Annotated in this window: 15 protein-coding genes; 9 read left to right on the forward strand and 6 right to left on the reverse strand. The window is 65.3% G+C overall.

Annotated elements, in window-relative coordinates:
- Positions 1-170: 170 nt before the first annotated feature.
- The 5 genes from ABIB99_RS02795 to gspD form a co-directional block, all read right to left on the reverse strand.
- Positions 171-3,332: an AIDA repeat-containing protein gene (locus ABIB99_RS02795; RefSeq protein ID WP_354174812.1), complete on the reverse strand. Its 3,162-nt coding sequence runs from the start codon at positions 3,330-3,332 to the stop codon at positions 171-173.
- 466 nt (positions 3,333-3,798) lie between these two features.
- Positions 3,799-5,184 (reverse strand): hypothetical protein, encoded by a 1,386-nt coding sequence (locus tag ABIB99_RS02800; protein WP_354174813.1) that lies wholly within the window; start codon positions 5,182-5,184, stop codon positions 3,799-3,801.
- A 247-nt stretch (positions 5,185-5,431) separates the two neighbouring features.
- Positions 5,432-6,079 (reverse strand): transglutaminase-like cysteine peptidase, encoded by a 648-nt coding sequence (locus ABIB99_RS02805; RefSeq protein ID WP_354174814.1) that lies wholly within the window; start codon positions 6,077-6,079, stop codon positions 5,432-5,434.
- Positions 6,080-6,283: 204 nt separating this feature from the next.
- The gene (locus tag ABIB99_RS02810; RefSeq protein ID WP_071915606.1) at positions 6,284-6,781 is read right to left on the reverse strand and encodes a tetratricopeptide repeat protein; all 498 of its coding nucleotides are present in this window, start codon (positions 6,779-6,781) and stop codon (positions 6,284-6,286) included.
- A gap of 31 nt (positions 6,782-6,812) precedes the next feature.
- Positions 6,813-9,086, reverse strand: coding sequence for a type II secretion system secretin GspD (gspD, locus tag ABIB99_RS02815; RefSeq protein WP_245344174.1), 2,274 nt, complete (start codon positions 9,084-9,086; stop codon positions 6,813-6,815).
- Positions 9,087-9,482: 396 nt separating this feature from the next.
- Between gspD and ABIB99_RS02820 the strand changes: the two genes are divergently transcribed.
- From ABIB99_RS02820 to gspM, 9 genes are read left to right on the forward strand one after another with little or no spacing between them, the layout of a single operon-like run.
- Entirely contained in the window at positions 9,483-11,168 is a 1,686-nt protein-coding gene (locus ABIB99_RS02820; protein ID WP_354174815.1) for a GspE/PulE family protein, read from the forward strand.
- A gap of 4 nt (positions 11,169-11,172) precedes the next feature.
- Positions 11,173-12,390 carry a type II secretion system F family protein gene (locus ABIB99_RS02825; RefSeq protein ID WP_085402754.1) on the forward strand — a complete coding sequence of 406 codons (1,218 nt, stop codon included), beginning with the start codon at positions 11,173-11,175 and terminating at the stop codon, positions 12,388-12,390.
- 16 nt (positions 12,391-12,406) lie between these two features.
- Positions 12,407-12,877 (forward strand): type II secretion system major pseudopilin GspG, encoded by a 471-nt coding sequence (gene gspG / locus ABIB99_RS02830; protein WP_354116943.1) that lies wholly within the window; start codon positions 12,407-12,409, stop codon positions 12,875-12,877.
- A complete protein-coding gene (locus ABIB99_RS02835; protein WP_256461638.1) occupies positions 12,855-13,328 on the forward strand; it encodes a prepilin-type N-terminal cleavage/methylation domain-containing protein in 474 nt (157 codons plus the stop codon). The genes gspG and ABIB99_RS02835 overlap by 23 nt, the downstream gene beginning before the upstream one ends.
- Positions 13,306-13,710, forward strand: a complete 405-nt coding sequence (locus tag ABIB99_RS02840) for a prepilin-type N-terminal cleavage/methylation domain-containing protein (RefSeq protein ID WP_354174816.1) — start codon at positions 13,306-13,308, stop codon at positions 13,708-13,710. Before ABIB99_RS02835 ends, ABIB99_RS02840 begins: the two co-directional genes overlap by 23 nt.
- On the forward strand, positions 13,710-14,393 hold the full coding sequence (locus tag ABIB99_RS02845) for a PulJ/GspJ family protein (RefSeq protein WP_354116944.1): 684 nt from the start codon (positions 13,710-13,712) through the stop codon (positions 14,391-14,393). Before ABIB99_RS02840 ends, ABIB99_RS02845 begins: the two co-directional genes overlap by 1 nt.
- Positions 14,390-15,337 (forward strand): type II secretion system minor pseudopilin, encoded by a 948-nt coding sequence (locus ABIB99_RS02850; protein ID WP_354174817.1) that lies wholly within the window; start codon positions 14,390-14,392, stop codon positions 15,335-15,337. The genes ABIB99_RS02845 and ABIB99_RS02850 overlap by 4 nt, the downstream gene beginning before the upstream one ends.
- A complete protein-coding gene (locus ABIB99_RS02855) occupies positions 15,334-16,404 on the forward strand; it encodes a PilN domain-containing protein (protein ID WP_354174818.1) in 1,071 nt (356 codons plus the stop codon). The genes ABIB99_RS02850 and ABIB99_RS02855 overlap by 4 nt, the downstream gene beginning before the upstream one ends.
- The gene (gene gspM, locus ABIB99_RS02860) at positions 16,401-16,958 is read left to right on the forward strand and encodes a type II secretion system protein GspM (RefSeq protein ID WP_071915597.1); all 558 of its coding nucleotides are present in this window, start codon (positions 16,401-16,403) and stop codon (positions 16,956-16,958) included. The genes ABIB99_RS02855 and gspM overlap by 4 nt, the downstream gene beginning before the upstream one ends.
- A gap of 56 nt (positions 16,959-17,014) precedes the next feature.
- Here gspM and ABIB99_RS02865 read toward each other — a convergent pair whose 3' ends face one another.
- Entirely contained in the window at positions 17,015-18,277 is a 1,263-nt protein-coding gene (locus tag ABIB99_RS02865) for an O-antigen ligase family protein (RefSeq protein ID WP_354174819.1), read from the reverse strand.
- Between the last annotated feature and the right edge of the window lie 14 nt (positions 18,278-18,291).

The raw sequence follows: 18,291 nt of genomic DNA on the forward strand, positions 1-18,291 counted from the left end.
TAGCTAACGCGGCTATGTTACGGTTTGATAACTATGTCGGACCGCTCACATAACGGTCGGATTTGGCGTTCTGCGGCAGGATGCGGGACGGCGGGAGGCAAGTTCACCTCCCGCCGCGATCGCATGACGCACCGGGGCGGGGACCCCGGTGCGCGGATCGTGTTGGCCGATCAGCCGTGGCTGGCCAGCGTGGGCTGCTGCTGCGTCGTGTCCGAAGGCACGAGGCTGCTCTCGCCGGCGTCCGGGACGATGCTCGCCGACTGCTGCACCAGCAGGGACAGCGAGATCGCCGATCCGCCGTGGCCGTCGTCGGTGACATTGAGCTCGGTGCCGGACTGAACGCCAGCGAACTGGTAGGTGTGGCTGCCCGAGTTCGTGGCGAGCGTCAGTGTCGTACCGTCGAAGGTGAACGACGAGACCGACGTGTTGAGCAGGTCGATCGTGTCGCCGAGTTCGAAGTTCGACACCGTGCCGGTCAGGCCGGAAGCGTTTTCGAGCGTCAACGTTGCAGCCGAGCCGGCGAAGTTGACGCCGTTCTGGACGCCTCCGGCGAAGACATGCTCGACCCCGCCCGCAAGGTGGGTGTTGTCGGCGGTGCCTGCGACGTCGAGTTCGCCGCTGTTGAGCGTCGTGTTGGACGCCGTTCCAATCACGAACCCGACTCCGCCGTTGATCGTCGTGGACGCGGCCGAGCCGCCGGCGTCGACATAGAGCAGGCCGCCGCCGTTGACCGTGGTCGCCGTCACCGATCCGCCCGCGCCAACGTACGAATTGCCGCCGTTCTCGATCACGGTGTTCGCGGCGATGCCGCCATCCAGCACCTGCTGATTGCCGCTGAGGTTCGTGCCGGAGACGGTGGCATGGTAGACGTCCTGGAAGCCGCCAGCCGCAACGACCGTGCCGGTCGCGCTGCCGCCGTGATAGACGTGCTGCGCGCCGCCGTTCTTGACGGTCACACCGGTCGCGACGCCGCCGCCCAGCGAGTTGCCGCCACCGACCGAACCGCCGGTCGCCGTGCCGTCGACATACTGGAAGCCGCCGTCGATCACGGTGTCGCTGGCCGACCCGCCGGCATCGATGTATTGGAAGCCGCCGGTTTTGACCAGCGTGCCGGCGCTGGTGCCGCCATCGCCGACATATTGGTAGCCGCCGCTATAGACCGTGGTGTCGATGGCCGTTCCGCCCGCCAGCACCTGCTGGTTGCCGCTGAGGCTGACGTTGGTGACGGTCGAGTTCGAATAGACGTCCTGGTAGCCGCCGGCCTCGACGGTCGAACCGTTGGCGCTGCCGCCGAAGTAGACGTGCTGCTGGCCGCCCGCGTGAACAATGGTATCGTTCGCGGTGCCGTAGTCGTACTGCACGCCGCCGCTGCGGATGTCGGTATGCTCAGTGGTCGCGCCGTTGAGGACGTCGACGACGCCGCCATTGCCGATCGTGATCTGGCCGGAGACGTTACCGCCGGTGGCGACATCGAGAGTGCCGTCACCGAGCACGACATAGCCCTGCGAGGTCGTCGATGCGCCCGTGACCGAAACCGCGCCGGTCGAGACCAGCGTCGGTGCCGCGAAGACGGTCGAGGTGCCGGCGTTGCCGGCTGCATCGGTGGTCTTGGCGGTCAGGTTGTTGGCGCCTTCGACCAGTGTCAGGCCGGCGAGGCTCCAGGAGCCGTCGGCGCCAGCTGTGGTGGTGCCGACCAGGGTCGCACCGTCGTAGACCGAGACCAGAAGGCCGGCTTCGGTGGTGCCGCTCACCGTGAAGGTGGGCAGGTTGGCAGTGTCGAGCGTCACGCCGGTGACGCCGACGGCCGGGGCAACCGTGTCGACGGTCACATTGATCGCCGAGGCGGCATCGCTCACGGCGCCGGTCGTATCGGTGACCTTCGCAGTGATGGCGTGGGCCGCGTTGCCAAGCAGGCCGGTCTGGATGTCGACGTAGCCGCGCGCGATGTCGGCGAGCGAGAGCGTGACTGCCGAGCCGATCGCGGTCTGGCCGTCGAACAGCTGCACGACGTCGCCGGCAAAGTTGCTGCCGGTTGCGATGCGGACCGTCAGGTTGGTGTCGTTGGTGCTGGCGCCGTTGGCGAGAGCGCCGCTGTTGGGCGAGACGTCATCGGTGACCGACACGATGGTCGGCGCGGTCGGGGCGTTCGACAGGTTGAAGACCTGCGCGGTGATGCCGTAGGAGGAGTTGTCACCAAGCGTCTGGCTGAAGTCCTGCCAGCTGATGACGAAGCCGCCATTGGCGAGCGCCGAGACGGTCGGATAGTACTGGTAGCTGTTGGTCTGCGAGTTGACGATGTACTCGCCGCCGATCTTGTTGCCGGCCGTATCATAGACCTGCGCCTTGATGCCGGAGCCGCTGCCGTCGGCCGTTCCTTCGTCCGACCAGGTCACGACGAAGCCGCCGCCGGTCAGTGCGGTGATGCTCGAAAAGCCCTGGTTGCCGCCGGTCTGGGTGTTGACCTGGAATTCCGAGCCGACCTTGCTGCCGCCAGCCGTGAAGACCTGCGCGCGAATTTCGCCGCTGGTGTCCTCGAAGCTGATGACGAAATTGCCGTTGGCAAGACCGGTCACGCCGGCAACCATGCGGCTGTTGTAATAGGCGGTGTCGACGGTGAATTCGGAGCCGACCTTGGTCGCGCCGCTCGCACCCGGGTGGAACACCTGGCCGCGGACTTCCCAATTGCCGGTGCGGAAATCGTTCCAGGTGACGACGAAGTCGCCGTTGCTCAGCGTTGCGATCGAAGCACGCTCCTGATCGAAGTTGGCGCTGGTGGAGTTGACGAGGAATTCGGAGCCGACCTTGGCGCCGTTCGCGTCATAGACTTGGGCCTTGATGTCGGGCGCGACGCTGCCCTGGTTGGTCCAGGCGACGACGAAGCCGCCATTGGGCAGGCCGGTGATGGCCGGGGTGTTCTGGTTGTTGGCGGTGACGGAGTTGATCAGGAATTCGCCGCCGACCGGGGCGCCGTTCGCGCCGTAGATCTGGGCCTTGATGTCGCCGCTGGTGGAGTTCTGGTCCTGCCAGGAGACGACGAAGCCGCCGTTGCTGAGGCCGGTCACGACCGGAGCAGCCTGCGAGCCGTTGGTCTGGGTGTTGACGAGGAATTCGCCGCCGACCTTGCTGCCGTCGGCCGCATAGAGCTGGGCATGGACGGCGGAGCCGCTGGCGTCGCCGAGCGTGCTGCTGCCGCTGGTGGAGCCGGCGAGGCCGTCCTGCCAGGTGACGACGAAGCCGCCATTGGTGAGGCCGGTAATGGAGGGATACCACTGGCTGCCAGCCGTCTGGCTATTGACCTGAAATTCGGTACCTATTTTTACGACGGTGGTCATAACATACCTCAAGTGATGCTAAAGGGAGCGCTGAAGAGCTGAATTCCGCGCTGCGACCGCCTGTTGCGGAGACCTGCGCCGAACCTGCACGGGCTCTAAACGATCTATTTATGATATTTTATGATACATTTTTGCGCGGTGTGCGGCATTTTGTCCGGAATAACGTTACATCAATGATATGAAGGGGTTCCGCGCGTGCAGCCGAGGCGGGTGCTCCAAATGGTATGCAATCTGGCGCTGGGCATGCCTCCCGCATAGGCAGGCGTGACTGGAGCCGCCGTCGCACGGCCCGCGTTGCCGATGAACGTGCTCGCGCGTCGCCCCTCGATGGCGCGCGACCTGTTACGTCTGAGACTTGACGAGCGAAGAGTGGCGAGGCTTGCGCCGATGGCCTTGGCCGGAGCAGGGCTCGACAGCCGAGGAAGCTGTACCGGGACTTGTCCCGGTACAGCAATGTCGTCTCAGGTCAGCTCTGGGCGTGAACGAGCGAAGCGCCCTCGGGATCGGAGCCCTGCTGCGTGATCGCGCCTTCGCCTGCATCCGGGACCAGGCTCGACGAGAACTGCGAGAGCAGTGACAGCGACACGGACGTGCCGCCATGACCGTCGGAGGCGACGTTCAACGCGGTGCCGGCCTCGACGCCTGCGAATTGATAGGCGAGCGAGCCGTTGCTGGTGGTCAGCGTGAGCGTCGCGCCATCGAATTCGTACGAGGTCACAGCAAGGTTGCGGAAGTCGATGACGTCGCCGATCTCGAAATTCGAGATCGTGCCGGTCAGGCCGGACGCGTCCTCGAGATAGAGCGTCGAAGCCGTGCCTGCGAAATCGACGCCGTTCTGGACGCCGCCGGCATAGACATATTCGGCGCCGCCGGAGAGATGCGTGTTGCTGGCGCTGCCAGCCACATCGAACTCGCCGCTGTTGACGGTCGCGCCCGAGGCCGCTCCCGCCACGAACACGAAGCCGCCGTTGACCGTCGTGGAGGCCGCCGAACCGCCAACGTCCACATATTGCAGGCCGCTGGCGTTGACGGTCGTTCCCGTCGCCGAAGCGCCGGAGCCGACATATTCGCTGCCGCCGGACAGAACCACCGTGTCGGTCGAACTGCCGGTGCCCAGAACTTGGAGGCCGCCGCTGACCTGGCTACCCTGCACGCTGCCGCTGCTGACCTGCTGGAAGCCGCCGGCCTGGACCGTCGTCGTGATCGCGGTGCCGTCCAGCACGACGTGCTGAATGCCGCCGCTGTTGACGGTGGTGTTGTTGGTCGTGCCGGCGACTTCCTGGACGCCGCCGCCGAACACGACGGTGTCATTGCCGGTGCCGAGCACGAATTGATAGCCGCCGTTGTTGATCGCGGTGCCGTTGGCGGTGCCGTCCTCGCCGACATATTGCAGGCCGCCCGACGAGATGATGGTGCCATTGGTGGTGCCGCCGGTCGCCACGAACTCGTTGCCGCCGTTGACGATGACCGTCGCATAGGTCACGCCGCCGACATGCACCTGCTGGAAGCCGGCGAGCGTCGTTCCGGTGACGGTGGCGTTCATGACGTCCTGGTAACCGCCGGCGCTGATCACGACGTTACTGGCGGTGCCGCCATAGACGTGCTGGGTGCCGCCGTTGGAGATGACGACGCCGTTGGCCGTGCCGTAATTGTACTGCACACCGCCGGCGATGGTCGAGTTGTTGGCGGTGCCGCCGGCCTCGATCATGATGACAGTGCCGGGGCCGACCGCGGTCGCGCCGGACACGACGCCGCCGCTGGCGACGTCGAGCGTGCCCGAGACGACGATGTAGGTCGTGGTGGTGGGGGCGGAGATCGTTGTCGTGCCGCCAAATACAACTTGAGTGGTCATTGATGCCTCAAATGAGCGCTAATGGGGATGGTCGCGATGATGATACAACTCGGAATGGGAATCATTCCGTCGCTAATGATATATTTTGTATCATAATGCGCGAATAATGTTATAGTGCTGTTTAGAACAAGAAGTTGCGGCGAAACGCCGGACGTCTTGCGAGGTCATGCGGACTGTCGCGCATGACCGGCGACCGCGCGGCGCGCCGTGGCCGAGAGGCTGGTCTTCAGGGTCGCTCTACGGGGAATTAACGCTCGACGGGAAAAGCCGGCGGCTTCGGTTGCTCGGAGCCAAAGGCCACCCAGACGTTCGGGTCGGTGGCGCTTTGCCGCGACAGGTAGCGGTATTTGGTCTCGTACCAGAACAGGATTTCCGGGGTCTGGTTGTCGAGGATCATCTCGCCGCGGTCGGAGCGGACGGTGAGTACGGCGTGACGACCTTTGGCCGGACCGGGCTCCTCGACCGTTGTGATCAGGAGCGATCCCTGCGGCCAGCCCAGCTTAGCGAGCATCTTGCGCTTGAGCAGGACGATGTCCTCGCAATCGCCGCGATCGAGCGGAAGCGTCCAGCGTTCGGCCTTGCCGTAAAGCGCGTCATCGCTGGTCCAGGCGACGCGATCATTGACGTATTTGTTGGTCTCGTAGAGCTGCTGAAGCAGTTCGGGCGTGAGCACGACGTCCCGGGCCTGATCAGCGCCGGGCCGGCAGTCCTCGGCATTCTCGGCGCAGAACTGTTGCCAGCCGGACGGTGCCTTGGTCGCGGCGCCGATCGCAGCAAACAGGGTGGGGCGGGCCAGGAAAGCATGGGCCGGCAGCGCCATCGACAGGCAGGCCGCGGCAACGCCGGCGGCCGCCAGCGTCGCCAGTCTCTGCTTTGCGTTGCGACTTCCCGCCATGTCGTCCCCCGACGCTCCCTGTGCAGGGGACGTTGGCAGAGACAGCTCGCGATCCGGCTAAGCTATTACTTCAAATTGTACCGATCCGCGCGATCTCGGCCGGGCCGGCGACGGTGATGGTGTGATTTTCGTTAAGACCGGCGTTACGCCGTCACATCACCGATATGACGGCATTCCGCTGCGGCTTGCGGCCCTCGCCGTCGATCAGAACGGCGACTCCTCAGGCCAGCGCAGCGCGTGCCATTGGCCGGCCGCGATCTGGCCGCGGCTCATCTTCGAGGCGACCGCATTGCGCAGCTTTGCAAAATTCTCGCGGGTTTTCCTCGGTGCATGCGCAGCCGCGAGGTTCAGCCATTTGTAGGCGGCGACGTCGTCCTGCGGCACGCCCTGGCCCTTGTCGTAGGCGAGGCCGAGCAGATATTGCGACGTGGTGTCGCCTTGCTCGGCGGCCAGCCTGTACCAGTAGCCGGCGGCGTCATAGGCCTGCGGCAGGCCTTGTCCCGTCGCGTACATGAAGCCGACCATCCCTTGCGCGCGGGCATTGCCGCGCTCGGCCTGCGGCAACAGCAGACGGGCAGCGGTATTGTAGTCGCCGCGGTTGAAGGCGCCGGTTCCGGCGCCGAGGGAATCTGCATGGGCGATGCTTGTCGATGCAAGTCCCAGCACGATGGCGGCAATCAAGAGTCTGCTGGACCTGATCATGTGAACCGCTCCTCGGGCAATTTGTACTGGCTCAGCGGTAGGTCGTCGGCGCGGGCCTCGGCCCGATCGCGTTGATCGTACCGCGCAGCTTGGTGCGCAGCTCCTCGGCGACGAAATGAGCATCGGCGCCGTCGCGGATGATCTGCGGCCGGATGAAGATGATAAGCTCGGTGCGCTTGACCTGCTTGTCCGTCTGTCCGAACACGGCTTCGCCGAGGCCGGGAATCTGGTCGAGGCCCGGAATGCCCGCGCGGCTCTTGGTCTGGGTGTCGCTGATCAGGCCCGCCAGCAAGACCGTCTGTCCGCTGGCGACCGCGACCGAGCTGCGCACCTTGCGGGTCGACACCGTCGGCGTCAGCGAGTTGGTCGACGTCGAGGACGATCCTGACGACGAGTTGCTGACCGGATTGGAGATCTCCTGCTCGACATCGAGCCTGACATTGCCGTTGGCATTGATCCGCGGCACCACGCGCAGGATGATGCCGGTGCTGCGATAGTCGGTCGTGTTGGCGATGGTGTTGTTGCCGGTCAGCACGGTTGCGCTTCCGGTCTGGATCGGGATCTCGTCGCCGACCTGGAGGGTCGCGACCTGGTTATCGATCACGACCACGGACGGGTTCGACAGCACCTTGACGTCGGTGATCGCATGCAGCGCGTTGAGCACGGCGCGCGGCGTCTGCGCCGAGCCGACCAGGAAGTTGAAGCCGGGGATGGCGCGCTGGAGCACGACATCGGCTGCCGCCGCGGCGACCGACGTTGCGCCGTTAAAGCCTACCGAGCCGGTGTTGGGCTTCAGGCCGACATCGCGGCTCATGATGTAGGATTGGATGCCGTACTGGAGATCGTCGGTCAGCGTCACCTCGGCGATGGTGGCGTCGATGGCGACCTGGAGCTGCGGCTGGTCGATCTCCTTGATGGTCTGCTCGATGATCCGGTACTGTTCCTGGCTCGCATAGATCAACAGCGTGTTGTTGACACTGTCGGCAGTGATGCGGACACCGTCGAGAACGTTGCCGGGACCTGTGCCGCCGCGGCCTGAATTCTGTCCTGTGGAGGAGTTGTCGAACAGGCTGCCGCCGCCCTGCGAAGCGGATGATGAACCGTAGGCGGCCTGATTGCCGGTAGACGCGTCGGAAGCACCCGCGCTTGCGGCGCGTCCGCCTGAATTCGAGCCAAAGCCGCTGCTTGACTGATTGGGCGAGGCCGACAGGCGGCTGAGCGCAGAGCCGCCGCTCGAGCTCGAGGCGAGGCCGGATCCTGGTGCGACCTGTCCACCCGGGCTGTCGAGCTGAGAGGCGGACGAGCCGGATGAACTGCTCGAACCGAAGACGTCGTTGAGCACCCGCGCGATCTGCCGGGCGTCGCCGAACTTCACGCGGTAGACGTGGACCGCCGAGCGGCCTGTATTGGTGGTGTCGAGGCGGCGGATCCAGGTTTCGACACGGTTCAACAGCTCCGGCTTCCGCGTCACCGCGAGCACCGCGTTCATCCGGGCGATCGACTGGAATTTGATCACGTTCTGCGTCATGCCGCCTTCGCCGGAATCGACGATTTTCTCGAGCTCGGCGATGATCGGTCCCGGATTGCTGTTCTGCACCGGGAAGATACCGACCGACTGTCCCTTCAAGAAGTCCGCATCGAAGCTCAGCACGAGATCGACCGCGTTGCGGCGCTCGCTGCCGGAGCCCTGGATCAGGATCAGGTTGCGGCTGGTGTCGGCGCGGATCATGCCCTGCTTGGTGGCAAAACTGTCGACCAGCTTGATGACGGTCTGCGCCGAGACATATTGCAGCGGCACGATCGTTATGCCGTAGCCGGGTGTCATGCGATCGGAGGCGTCCGCACCGCCGACGCCGACCGCGTCGCCCTGCGGCATCAGCCGGTAGCCGGTATCGTCGCGCACCAGCGCGACGCCGCCGATCCGCAGCGCGTTTTCGAGCGCGAAGACGACGTCGGATTTGGGGATCGGGCGGCCCGAGGAGAGGCTGATATTACCCTGCACGCGCGGATCGATGACGTAGCCGACGCCGAGGATGTCGCCGAGCACGATCTTGGCGACGGACGCGACCGGCGAATTGTCGAAATTGAGCTCGAACCGGTCGGTGCTGACCGCCGCTTGCTGCGAGGAGGTGGCGGTCGGCGCATCGTCGCTGGCAACCGCAGCGTAGATCGCAGTCTTGGCGCGAGGGCCGGTCGAGAGCTCGCGCTGCGGCAATTGGTTCGGATAGCGCGGCAACAGGTCAACCGAGCGGACCTTGTCGAAGACATCCGGATCCTTGGTGTCGGCATCGGCGATGCCGCTCACCGTGTTGCACGATCCGAGCAATACGCAGATGGCAGCGCATTGGACAACCAAGCCGATCCGGAATGTTGCTCGGCTCACTGGACTGCCTCACTCACGCGCCGCCCGCTGTTGTTCCCGTCAAGGCGGGGCGGGCCGAATGCGGCTTGCTTAACCCTCTCGTATGACAGTCGTGTGTTACGAATTCTGTTAGCCTTGCGCCCGTCGCGCGAGCTTGTTGTGAGAATGTGATGCGACGGAAAATTGCGCAGGGACATCAAGGACGTTCTGTTCGATCATGTTGTGACTGGTCGGGGACGATATTGCGATCGATCATGCCGTCACATTTCCAATCGGAAAACTAAGGTAAACGGCCCGCTCGCCGCTCTGCGGCCGTCAGAGTGACTACGGTAGACGTTCATGGCCTCCCCGAATGCGCACGAGTTCGTAGCTCGTTTCAGCCAGAAGGTTGGCCTGAAACCGGACGCGGACAAGCTCGGCAGGACGAATGGGGCCCGCCCTGCCGAAGGTGGTCTGCGTAAGCTGTGGGAAATGAGTGAATTGTCGGCGAGCGAATTCGCCGACGAGGTGTCGCTGTTCTTCGAGCTTCCGCGCGTCACGCTTCAGGAGATGATGGCGACGGAATCCCGCGCGCAGCAGTTTTCGCGCCGGTTCCTGCGCGAAATGGCGGTGTTCCCGTGTCAGCCCGCCGGCGGATCGCCGGTGCTTGTGCTGGCCGACCCCACGGACCGGGCCTCCATACAGGCCGCCGCAATCGTGCTTGGCACGGCGCCGACCATCAAGGTTGCCTCGTTCGAGGACATCGCCACCGTGCTCGACCAGCGTCTTGGCGAGGAGGAGAGCGCGAGCGCCGAGACCGCCGTCAATGCCACGGCGCAGGATGACGACATCGACAATCTGCGCGACCTTGCGAGCGGCGCGCCGGTCGTTCGCGCCGTCAACGACATGTTCGAGACCGCCGTCGAGCTGCGCGCCAGCGATATCCACATCGAGCCCGGCCGCACCTCGCTGGTGATACGGATGCGCGTCGACGGGCTGTTGCGCAATGTCGCGACACCGAACGGCGTGCCCCCGGCGGCGGTGATCTCGCGCATCAAGATCCTGGCGGGACTGAACATCGCCGAGCGCCGGTTGCCGCAGGACGGCGGCGCGCGGGTGCGGGCGGCGCGCTCGGAGATCGACGTGCGCGTCGCGATCATGCCGACGCAGCATGGCGAGTCCGCCGTCATCCGCCTGCTGCCGCGGGACCGCGCTCTGCTGTCGATAGACAAGCTCGGCTTCCTGGCCGGCGACCAGGGTAAATTGCGGCGCATGCTCGCACTGCCGCACGGCATGATCATCGTCACCGGCCCGACCGGCAGCGGCAAGACCACGACGCTCGCGACGGTGCTGTCGCTGCTCAACGAGCCGACCCGAAAGATCCTGACCATCGAGGATCCCGTCGAATACGAGATCCCCGGCATCTCCCAGTCGCAGGCCAAGCCCTCGATCGGTCTGACCTTCGCCACCGCGCTGCGCTCCTTCGTGCGTCAGGACCCCGACGTCATCATGGTCGGCGAAGTCCGCGATTCCGAGACCGCTCATGTCGCGATCCACGCCGCGCTCACCGGCCATCTCGTGCTGACCACGCTGCACACCGAGACGGCGGCGGCCGCCGTGCCGCGCCTGCTCGATCTCGGCGTCGAGGCGTTCCTGCTGCGCTCGACCTTGCGCGCGGTGATCGCGCAGCGCCTGGTCCGCCAGCTCTGTGACCGCTGCAAGAGCAGCCGGCCGCTGACCCATGCCGACGTCGAGGCCGATCCGCGCTACACGGCGGTCGGTCTGTCCGTCGGCAACGTCATCTTCGAACCCGTCGGCTGCGAGCGCTGCGGCAATGTCGGCTATCGCGGCCGTATCGGTGTGTTCGAGGTGCTCGAGATGAACGAGGAAGTCCGTGCGCTGGTCGAGGAACAGTCCGACTGGGAATCCATCGACAAGGTCGCCATCCGCAACGGCATGACGACCATGATCGAGGATGGCCTCGCCAAATGCCTGTCGGGCATGACCTCGGCGGCGGAGATCCTGCGCGTGACCACCGTGCGGTGACGAGATGCCGAATTTTCGCTATCGCGCGCTGACGCAGAAGGGAGAGGTGGTCTCCGGCTCGATCACGGCGGCCAACCTCGCCGAAGTGTCCCAGCGCATCGAATATCTCGGCCTGGTCGCGATCGATGCCGGGCCCGAGGAGGAAGCCAAGGGCTGGTCGCTCTCGCTGGCGTCGTTGACGTTGTCGAAGCCGGGGCCCGCGGATGTCACGATCTTCACGCGCGACCTTGCTCTGCTCCTGAAGGCCGGTGCCCGGCTGAATGATGCGCTCGAACTGCTCGCAGGCGACATGGACGTCAGCCGGCTTCGTCCGGTCGTCAATACCATCAAGACCGCGATCATGTCCGGCGAGAGCTTTGCCGAAGCGCTTGCGCGCGAGCCGACGCTGTTTCCGCCCATGTATGTCGCCCTGGTCAGAGTCGGCGAGATGTCGGGCACGCTGGACCACATTCTGGAGACGATCGGGACAGAGCGCACGCGCGCGGAGGCTCTGCGCCGCAAGGTGACCGGCGCCCTGCAATATCCTGCCTTCGTGCTGCTCGCGGCCGGTGGCGTATTGATCTTCTTCGTCACGTTCGTGCTTCCTCAGTTTTCGGCGGTGTTGCGCGACTTCAACGCCAAGACCGATCCCGTCATCGAGGTGTTCCTGACGCTGTCGGACATCCTGCGCGGTCACGGCTTCGAGGTCGGCGCCGTGGTTGCCATCGCCGTCATCGGCGGCTGGCTGGCGTGGCGGAGGCCATCGGTCCGCGCCAGCATCGTGACGCAGATCGCGCGGCTGCCTGTCATCTCGACCGTGGTCGAATTCCACCGCGCCGCGCTGTTCTCGCGCAATCTCGGTATTCTGCTCGGCAGCGGCGTGACGCTGACGGCGACGCTTCGCATCCTGATCGACATCATGAATGCGACCGGAAACGTGCAGGCCTGGGCGGCGATGGCCGACCGCGTGCGTCATGGCGGCAGGCTCGCCGAGGCGCTGGCCGCTTCGGCCGTGCTGCCGCCCGTCGCGGTGCGGATGCTGCGGCTCGGTGAGGAGACCGGACAGTTGCCGACGCTGTCGGGCCGGGTCGCGGAGTTCTACGAGGAAAAGCTGCAGCGGCAGCTCGATCGCGTCGTCGCCATCATCGGGCCTGCCGCGATCATCCTCATCAGCGTCGTGGTCGGGGGCCTGATCGTGTCGGTCATGACGGCGCTGTTGTCAGTGACGCAAGTTGTCGGTTGAGAAGGGGAAGGTTCGCATGATCCGCGTTTCCAAGAAGGGGCTGTTCCCTCCGCCGAGGCGGCGGCGCCGGCGTCGCGGCGAGGAAGGCTTTACGCTGGTGGAGATGCTGGTCGTCATCACCATCATCGGCATGATCATGGCGCTGGTCGGCCCGCGGGTGCTGAACTATCTCAGCGAATCCCGCGTCAAGGCGGCCAAGATACAGATCCAGAGTTTCAGCAGCGCGCTCGACCTGTTCTACCTCGACGCCGGCCGCTTCCCGACCGGCTCGGAAGGACTGGGCGCCCTCGCGCATGCCGTGAGCGGCGTGGCGTCCTGGAATGGCCCATATTTGAAGGGCGGCAACGTTCCCAACGACCCATGGGGCAATCCTTATGTCTACAAGCAGCCGGCGGAACGCGCGCCCTACGAAATTCGCTCGCTCGGCTCCGACGGACAGGAAGGCGGGACGGGAACGTCGACTGATCTCGTCTCCGGAGCGAACTGATACGGGCGAGGCCGGCTTCACGCTGCTCGAAATGGTCTGCGTGCTGGCCATCGTCGCGATGCTCGCGGCCGTGCTGCTGCCGCGCTTTCCGTCGCAGACCTCGCGGCCGCGGCTCGAGGCTTATGCGATCGAGGTTGCGGCCCTGCTCAAGGCCGACCGCAATGCCGCGCTGTCGCGCTACGGCGCGGTCAGCGCCGTTGTGGACGCGCGGGCACGTACCGTGAGGTCGGGTTCGGGCCCCTGGATCATCCAGGTGCCGCAGGACGTGGTGTTCGACGCGCTGCTGCCGCAACGCTGCAACGGCCGGCCGGCGTTCTCGACCATCAGTTTTTTCGCCAGCGGCATGTCGTGCGGCGGCACGATCCGCCTGACACGTCTCGGCAACGCCGTCGAGGTGCGCGTGAACTGGCTGACGGGAGGCGTGGACATTGTCGCGCAGGAAGTCCTCTAGCCGCCGGCGCGAAGCCGGCTTCACCATGATCGAGGCCGTCGTGGCGCTCGCGCTGGTGACGATCGTGCTCGCTGCGATCGGAACGTTGGTCGCGACCAATTCGCGCGGCGCCTGGAAGCTCGAGCAGCATGCCGCCCTCGTCAATGCGGCGCGCGTGGTGGTGTCCACCTTGCCGCGTGCCGGAGCGCCGATGCTTGATGATCTGCGCGGGCGGGCCGCCGGCCACCGCTGGCAGATGCGCATGACGCCATTCCTCGACGATGTGCCTGTCGTGCCGGAGTCGCGGTTTATTCCGCAGCGCGTCGAATTGCGCGTGCAGGCGCCGGGCGGGGCGATGGTGTCGTTCGAAACGATCCGCTTGCAGAGCAGGGGCGGGAGCTGATGACCGACGCCCGGCAATGGCGCGCCGAAGACGGCTTCACGCTGTTCGAAGCCCTGGTTGCGCTGGCACTGATGGGCCTGATCATGGGCGCGCTGGCCTCGGTCACCGGGCAATGGCTGCCGAGCTGGAACCGCGGCATCATCCGTGCCCAGCGTAACGAGCAGGTCGCGGTCGCTCTCGATCGGCTCACGGCCGATCTGGCGGCGGCCGACTACGTGACGCGGTCGGACAATCTGCCGTTGTTTCGCGGCGGGGAGCAGGCCGTGATGTTCGTCCGCTCCGTGCTCGGCCCGAATGGTCGGCCGGGGCTGGAGATCGTGCGGATCTCCGAGATCAACGACAGAAACGGTCCGGCACTGGTGCGCATGCGCGCGCCGTTCGTGCTGCTGAAGGCGGGAGATCCCAGGGCAGACCAGATTCCGTTCGTCGATCCCGTCGTGCTGCTGCGGCTGCCATATCGCATCAGCTTCGCCTATGCCGGTCTTGACGGCAAATGGGGCAGCCGCTGGCTCAACTCCGGCGAACTGCCGATGTCGGTCCGCTTCGACATCAGGGATGTCGAGCGCGGAACCGTGATTTCGAGCGCCGCGCGGATCCATGTCGAGACAGGCGCGCCGCGGCCGGATCCGTCGACCGAGCAGGAGGCGACGCAGACGCAATCCGGTAACGGGCCGACGCAATGACCAGTCCGGCCTCTCGACTGAGACGCAAGCTTGCGGCGCAGGACGGGTTCATCGTCGTCGCCACCCTGTGGCTGCTCGCGGGATTGGCCGCGCTTGCGACCGTCGCTTCGGTCTACATCGCGCAATCGGCCAATGCGCTCTCGGCGCTGGACGCGGCGACCCAATGGGAGATGCTGGGTTCGGCGGGTGTCGAGCTCGCCGCCTACCAATTGTCGGCGCCTGCGACGATGCGGCGTCCGACCCATGGCGGCTTCGGCTTCCGCCTGGCGGATGCCTCCGTGCGCGTCGAGTACATGTCGGAATCGGCACGGATCAATCTCAATATGGCGCCGCGTGCGATGATAGCGGGTCTGTTCAGGGCGCTCGGCGCGCCGGCGGAAGCAGCCGACGAATATGCCGCGCGTGTCATTGCCTGGCGGCGCACGCCGAGACCGGATGGGCGGGATACGGAGCCGGCGGCCTATGCTGCGGCGGACCTCGCTTACGTGCCGCGGCAAGCGCCATTCGCCAGCGCCGATGAGCTGTGGCAAGTGCTCGGCCTGCCGGTCGAGCTGGTCGAGCGTGCGATGCCTTTCGTGACGGTCTACAGCGGTATGGCGGAGGTCAACGTGCTCGATGCCGCGCCGGAGGTGATCGCGGCATTGCCGGACATGACGACGGCCAGGCTCGACGCCTTCCTCAATCAGCGCGCGGACCTGCCGCCCGACAATCCAGAGTTCGTCATCGGCGCGCTCGGCGGGCGGCAGCCGGGCGCCACGATATCGGCGAGCGACGCCTATCGGGTGCGCATACGGATCACGCTGCGGGACGGCCGGCAACGAACGCCCGAGGCGGTGATCCGGATTCCGGGACCGGGCGAGAAGGAGGCCTTCCGCGTACTGGCATGGACCGACGAGGTTGATCCGGATCGAGGAGGGCGGCCAAGGCCGCGGGAGAGCCGATGAGTATTCCCAGTCAAATCGCAGCCGCGCTGTCGCTGTGGATCGACAGCATTGCGCGCACGGTGAGCGCGCGGCTCGAACGAACGCGCGGTGCGCGGCAGATCGCGATTACCGAGGACGAGGAGGGCGCTCTGACCCTGCGCCTTGCTTCGACGACGAGCAAGGATGCCGATCTGCCGCCCGGTCGCATCAACGTCGTCGATGGCGTGATCAGCGAACCGCTGTCGGGCGAATGGTCCGCGGCGATGAAGGGTGCGATGGTCGACCTCGCGCTTCAACCATCGCGCTTCGTATTTCGTCCGCTGGAGTTGCCGGGACGTGCAGTCGAGTTTCTCGACGGAATCATCCGTGCCCAGATCGATCGGCTGACACCCTGGAGCTCGGCGGAAGCGGTGTTTCACTGGACGCCGCCGCAGGCGATCGCCGACGACCATGTCGAGTTGACGGTGGTGGCGACGGCGCGCGCGGCGGTGACGTCGTTGTCGCAAGCTCTCCTCGATGCAGGGGCCGCCGCTGTCGAGGTCTCGACAGCAGCGCCGGGGATGGAGCGGGTCGCCGTCTATCATCAGCGCGTCGGCGGGCAAACCGGCTCGAGCCGGCTCCGCCTTGCGCTGATCGCAGTCCTCGCAACGACCGGCGTGCTGGCGATGCTGTCGGTCGGGCTCGGCGGGATCGCCACCGATTCCTACGATGCCCAGCTGCAGCAGACCCAGCGCCGGATCGCCGAGCGCCGCGCGCTCGCGCGCGGCGGGCAGGGCGGCCAGGGCAGCTCGCCCCTCGAAATCCTGGCGCGCCGCAAGCAGACGATGCCGTCGGCCGTGATGGTGCTGGAAGAGCTGTCCGGCCTCTTGCCCGACCACACCTATGCGACCGAGCTGAGGATCGAGGGCGACAAGCTCCAGATCACGGGTCTGACCAGCGACGCCCCGTCGCTGATCCAGATCCTGGAGCAGTCGCCGCATTTCGCCAGCGCAGGCTTCTTCGCACCGACGACGCGCGCCGCCAACGAGGCGGGCGAGCGCTTCCACATCGAGACCAGGATCAAGCCGCAATTCGGGCCGGGCACATGATCAGCATGCAGAAGTTCGAAGGATATCTCACGCGCTTACCGGTCGCCGCGGTCGCGGCCTATGTGGCGCTGGTGGTGTTGTTCGCGTTCACGACAGTGCAGACCGTGATCGAGATCCTGGGTAGCCGCGATGCTGCGGCGTCAGCCGCGGAGATCCTTCAGACGCTCGAGGCCCGGCGTGCTACGCCGCCGCCCGCCGTCCGGGCCGACATCAGCGTTCCCACGGGCTCGGCGTTCCTCGAAGGACAGACGGCCTCGGTCGCAAGCGCCGTGCTGCTCCAGCGGGTGCTCGCGGCGACCAAGCGGGTGAACGGCAACACACTGTCGTCGCAGGTCGATGTCCAGGGGCCGCTCGCCAAATCCGGCTTCGTCTCGGCGACGTTCAACATCGAGCTCGCTTCAGCATCTCTTCAGCCGCTCCTCTATGACCTGGAGGCCGGCATGCCCTTTCTGTTCATCGATGGTCTGGTCGTCCAGACCGCCTCGGGCAGCGCCGACAACAGCAAGTTGCGCCTGGTCCTCGGCATCTCGGCGCAGCGACAGAACGCGAAGTGAACGAAGCGACCTCGGGTGGAGGCGAAATCAGCTCGCGATCGTTGCGCGGTCTGCGCTCACGCAATTGCTGCGCGACCGGATACCGGCTTCATTTCAGGTTTGAACAGCAGCAACAGGAGCGAGACCCCGAACGCGTCGCCGAGACTGAACAATTGCGGTTGGAAGAAGGCCCCAAACGCCAGGGCGACCAATCCGCCCAAGCGGGCACAGGCAAAGCGGCGTTGCTGCCGATCCTTCCCCGTTGATCGCACTGCTTCGGCGCGTGCAGCGGCAATGACGCAACCGACAAAGAGGATTATCAATCCGCCCCCGACGATTCCGAATTCCACCAGCGTCTTCAGGTAGCCATTGTGCCCGGCCTCAAAGGCTGATGCGCGCTTGAATCCGATGCCGAGCGGATGATCCATGATCGTCGCCAGGGCCGCGAACCAGTATTCATCCCTTCCTGTGAATCCTGAAGACAGATCTCGACTTGAATCGTCAAGCGCGAGAAAGGTGGCAATCTGCGGCCAAAGGAATATGCACAACAGCAACGCAGCGATCGCCGCGGCAACCTTCCACGGGCGCAGGGAATTGAAGGTCAAGTCATGCACGACAAGCGCGGAAATGCAGCCGATCAAGGCGTACCGCGAGCTGACGAGAGCGGCCATCGAGAAGCACAGGATCCTGACGACGATACCCGTTTTCCCAGCGTGAAACTGCGACAGAATGAAGCCTGCGAGTAACGGTGCGGAAAAAAGATTTGGTTGAATACCCCCGACATTGCGGCCTTGCGGTAATCCCAGGACGGCCAGCGCGGAGATGCCGAACAGACAAAATATGATGGATGCCACCTTCATGCAGGTTTCGATGTCGTCCGGTGGCAGCGTCCATACGACAGACAGCATCAAAGCAGTCAGCATGAGCAGAATGGTGTAAAAAACGCCAACGAACGTCGCCGCCTCGTCATCGTGCAATTGTAGGACAACAGACAGGTAGATGATGCCAATGATCGCGACCTGGGCGAGGCTCAATCGCCCCAGGCTGGCGAACGCCCGCGAAGCGTGCATCAAGGACACCGTCGTGATGAACAGCGCGATTCCGGTAATCTGTCCGATCAGAACCGTGCCGCCCAGGGCAAACGAAGTTGGGACGTCCGCGAAGTCCGGGTTCAGGTCAATCATGGGGAAGGAAAGGAGGCCGCACCACGCCCAGAAAGACCCGATAACTGCAATCGTTGAAGGGCTGCGAGCGCGGAAAATTGCGGCAGCACCAGCGGTCAATCGGTGCTTGCCCGGGTTGGTCGTCGATCGATCGACGAAAGATGCTGGCAGGTTCAAGGAAATCGTCCCTC

It is taken from the genome of Bradyrhizobium sp. LA6.1 (genome assembly GCF_040547805.1).
Taxonomy (GTDB): Bacteria; Pseudomonadota; Alphaproteobacteria; order Rhizobiales; family Xanthobacteraceae; genus Bradyrhizobium; species Bradyrhizobium barranii.

Excerpts from the sequence above, each read along its gene's own strand:
- ABIB99_RS02825 (WP_085402754.1), top strand. The coding sequence starts at position 11,173 with ATGCCGAATTTTCGCTATCGCGCGCTGACGCAGAAGGGAGAGGTGGTC.
- ABIB99_RS02795 (WP_354174812.1), bottom strand. The coding sequence starts at position 3,332 with ATGACCACCGTCGTAAAAATAGGTACCGAATTTCAGGTCAATAGCCAG.
- gspG (WP_354116943.1), top strand. The coding sequence starts at position 12,407 with ATGATCCGCGTTTCCAAGAAGGGGCTGTTCCCTCCGCCGAGGCGGCGG.
- ABIB99_RS02850 (WP_354174817.1), top strand. The coding sequence starts at position 14,390 with ATGACCAGTCCGGCCTCTCGACTGAGACGCAAGCTTGCGGCGCAGGAC.
- ABIB99_RS02855 (WP_354174818.1), top strand. The coding sequence starts at position 15,334 with ATGAGTATTCCCAGTCAAATCGCAGCCGCGCTGTCGCTGTGGATCGAC.
- ABIB99_RS02805 (WP_354174814.1), bottom strand. The coding sequence starts at position 6,079 with ATGGCGGGAAGTCGCAACGCAAAGCAGAGACTGGCGACGCTGGCGGCC.
- gspM (WP_071915597.1), top strand. The coding sequence starts at position 16,401 with ATGATCAGCATGCAGAAGTTCGAAGGATATCTCACGCGCTTACCGGTC.
- ABIB99_RS02800 (WP_354174813.1), bottom strand. The coding sequence starts at position 5,184 with ATGACCACTCAAGTTGTATTTGGCGGCACGACAACGATCTCCGCCCCC.
- ABIB99_RS02845 (WP_354116944.1), top strand. The coding sequence starts at position 13,710 with ATGACCGACGCCCGGCAATGGCGCGCCGAAGACGGCTTCACGCTGTTC.
- ABIB99_RS02810 (WP_071915606.1), bottom strand. The coding sequence starts at position 6,781 with ATGATCAGGTCCAGCAGACTCTTGATTGCCGCCATCGTGCTGGGACTT.
- ABIB99_RS02820 (WP_354174815.1), top strand. The coding sequence starts at position 9,483 with ATGGCCTCCCCGAATGCGCACGAGTTCGTAGCTCGTTTCAGCCAGAAG.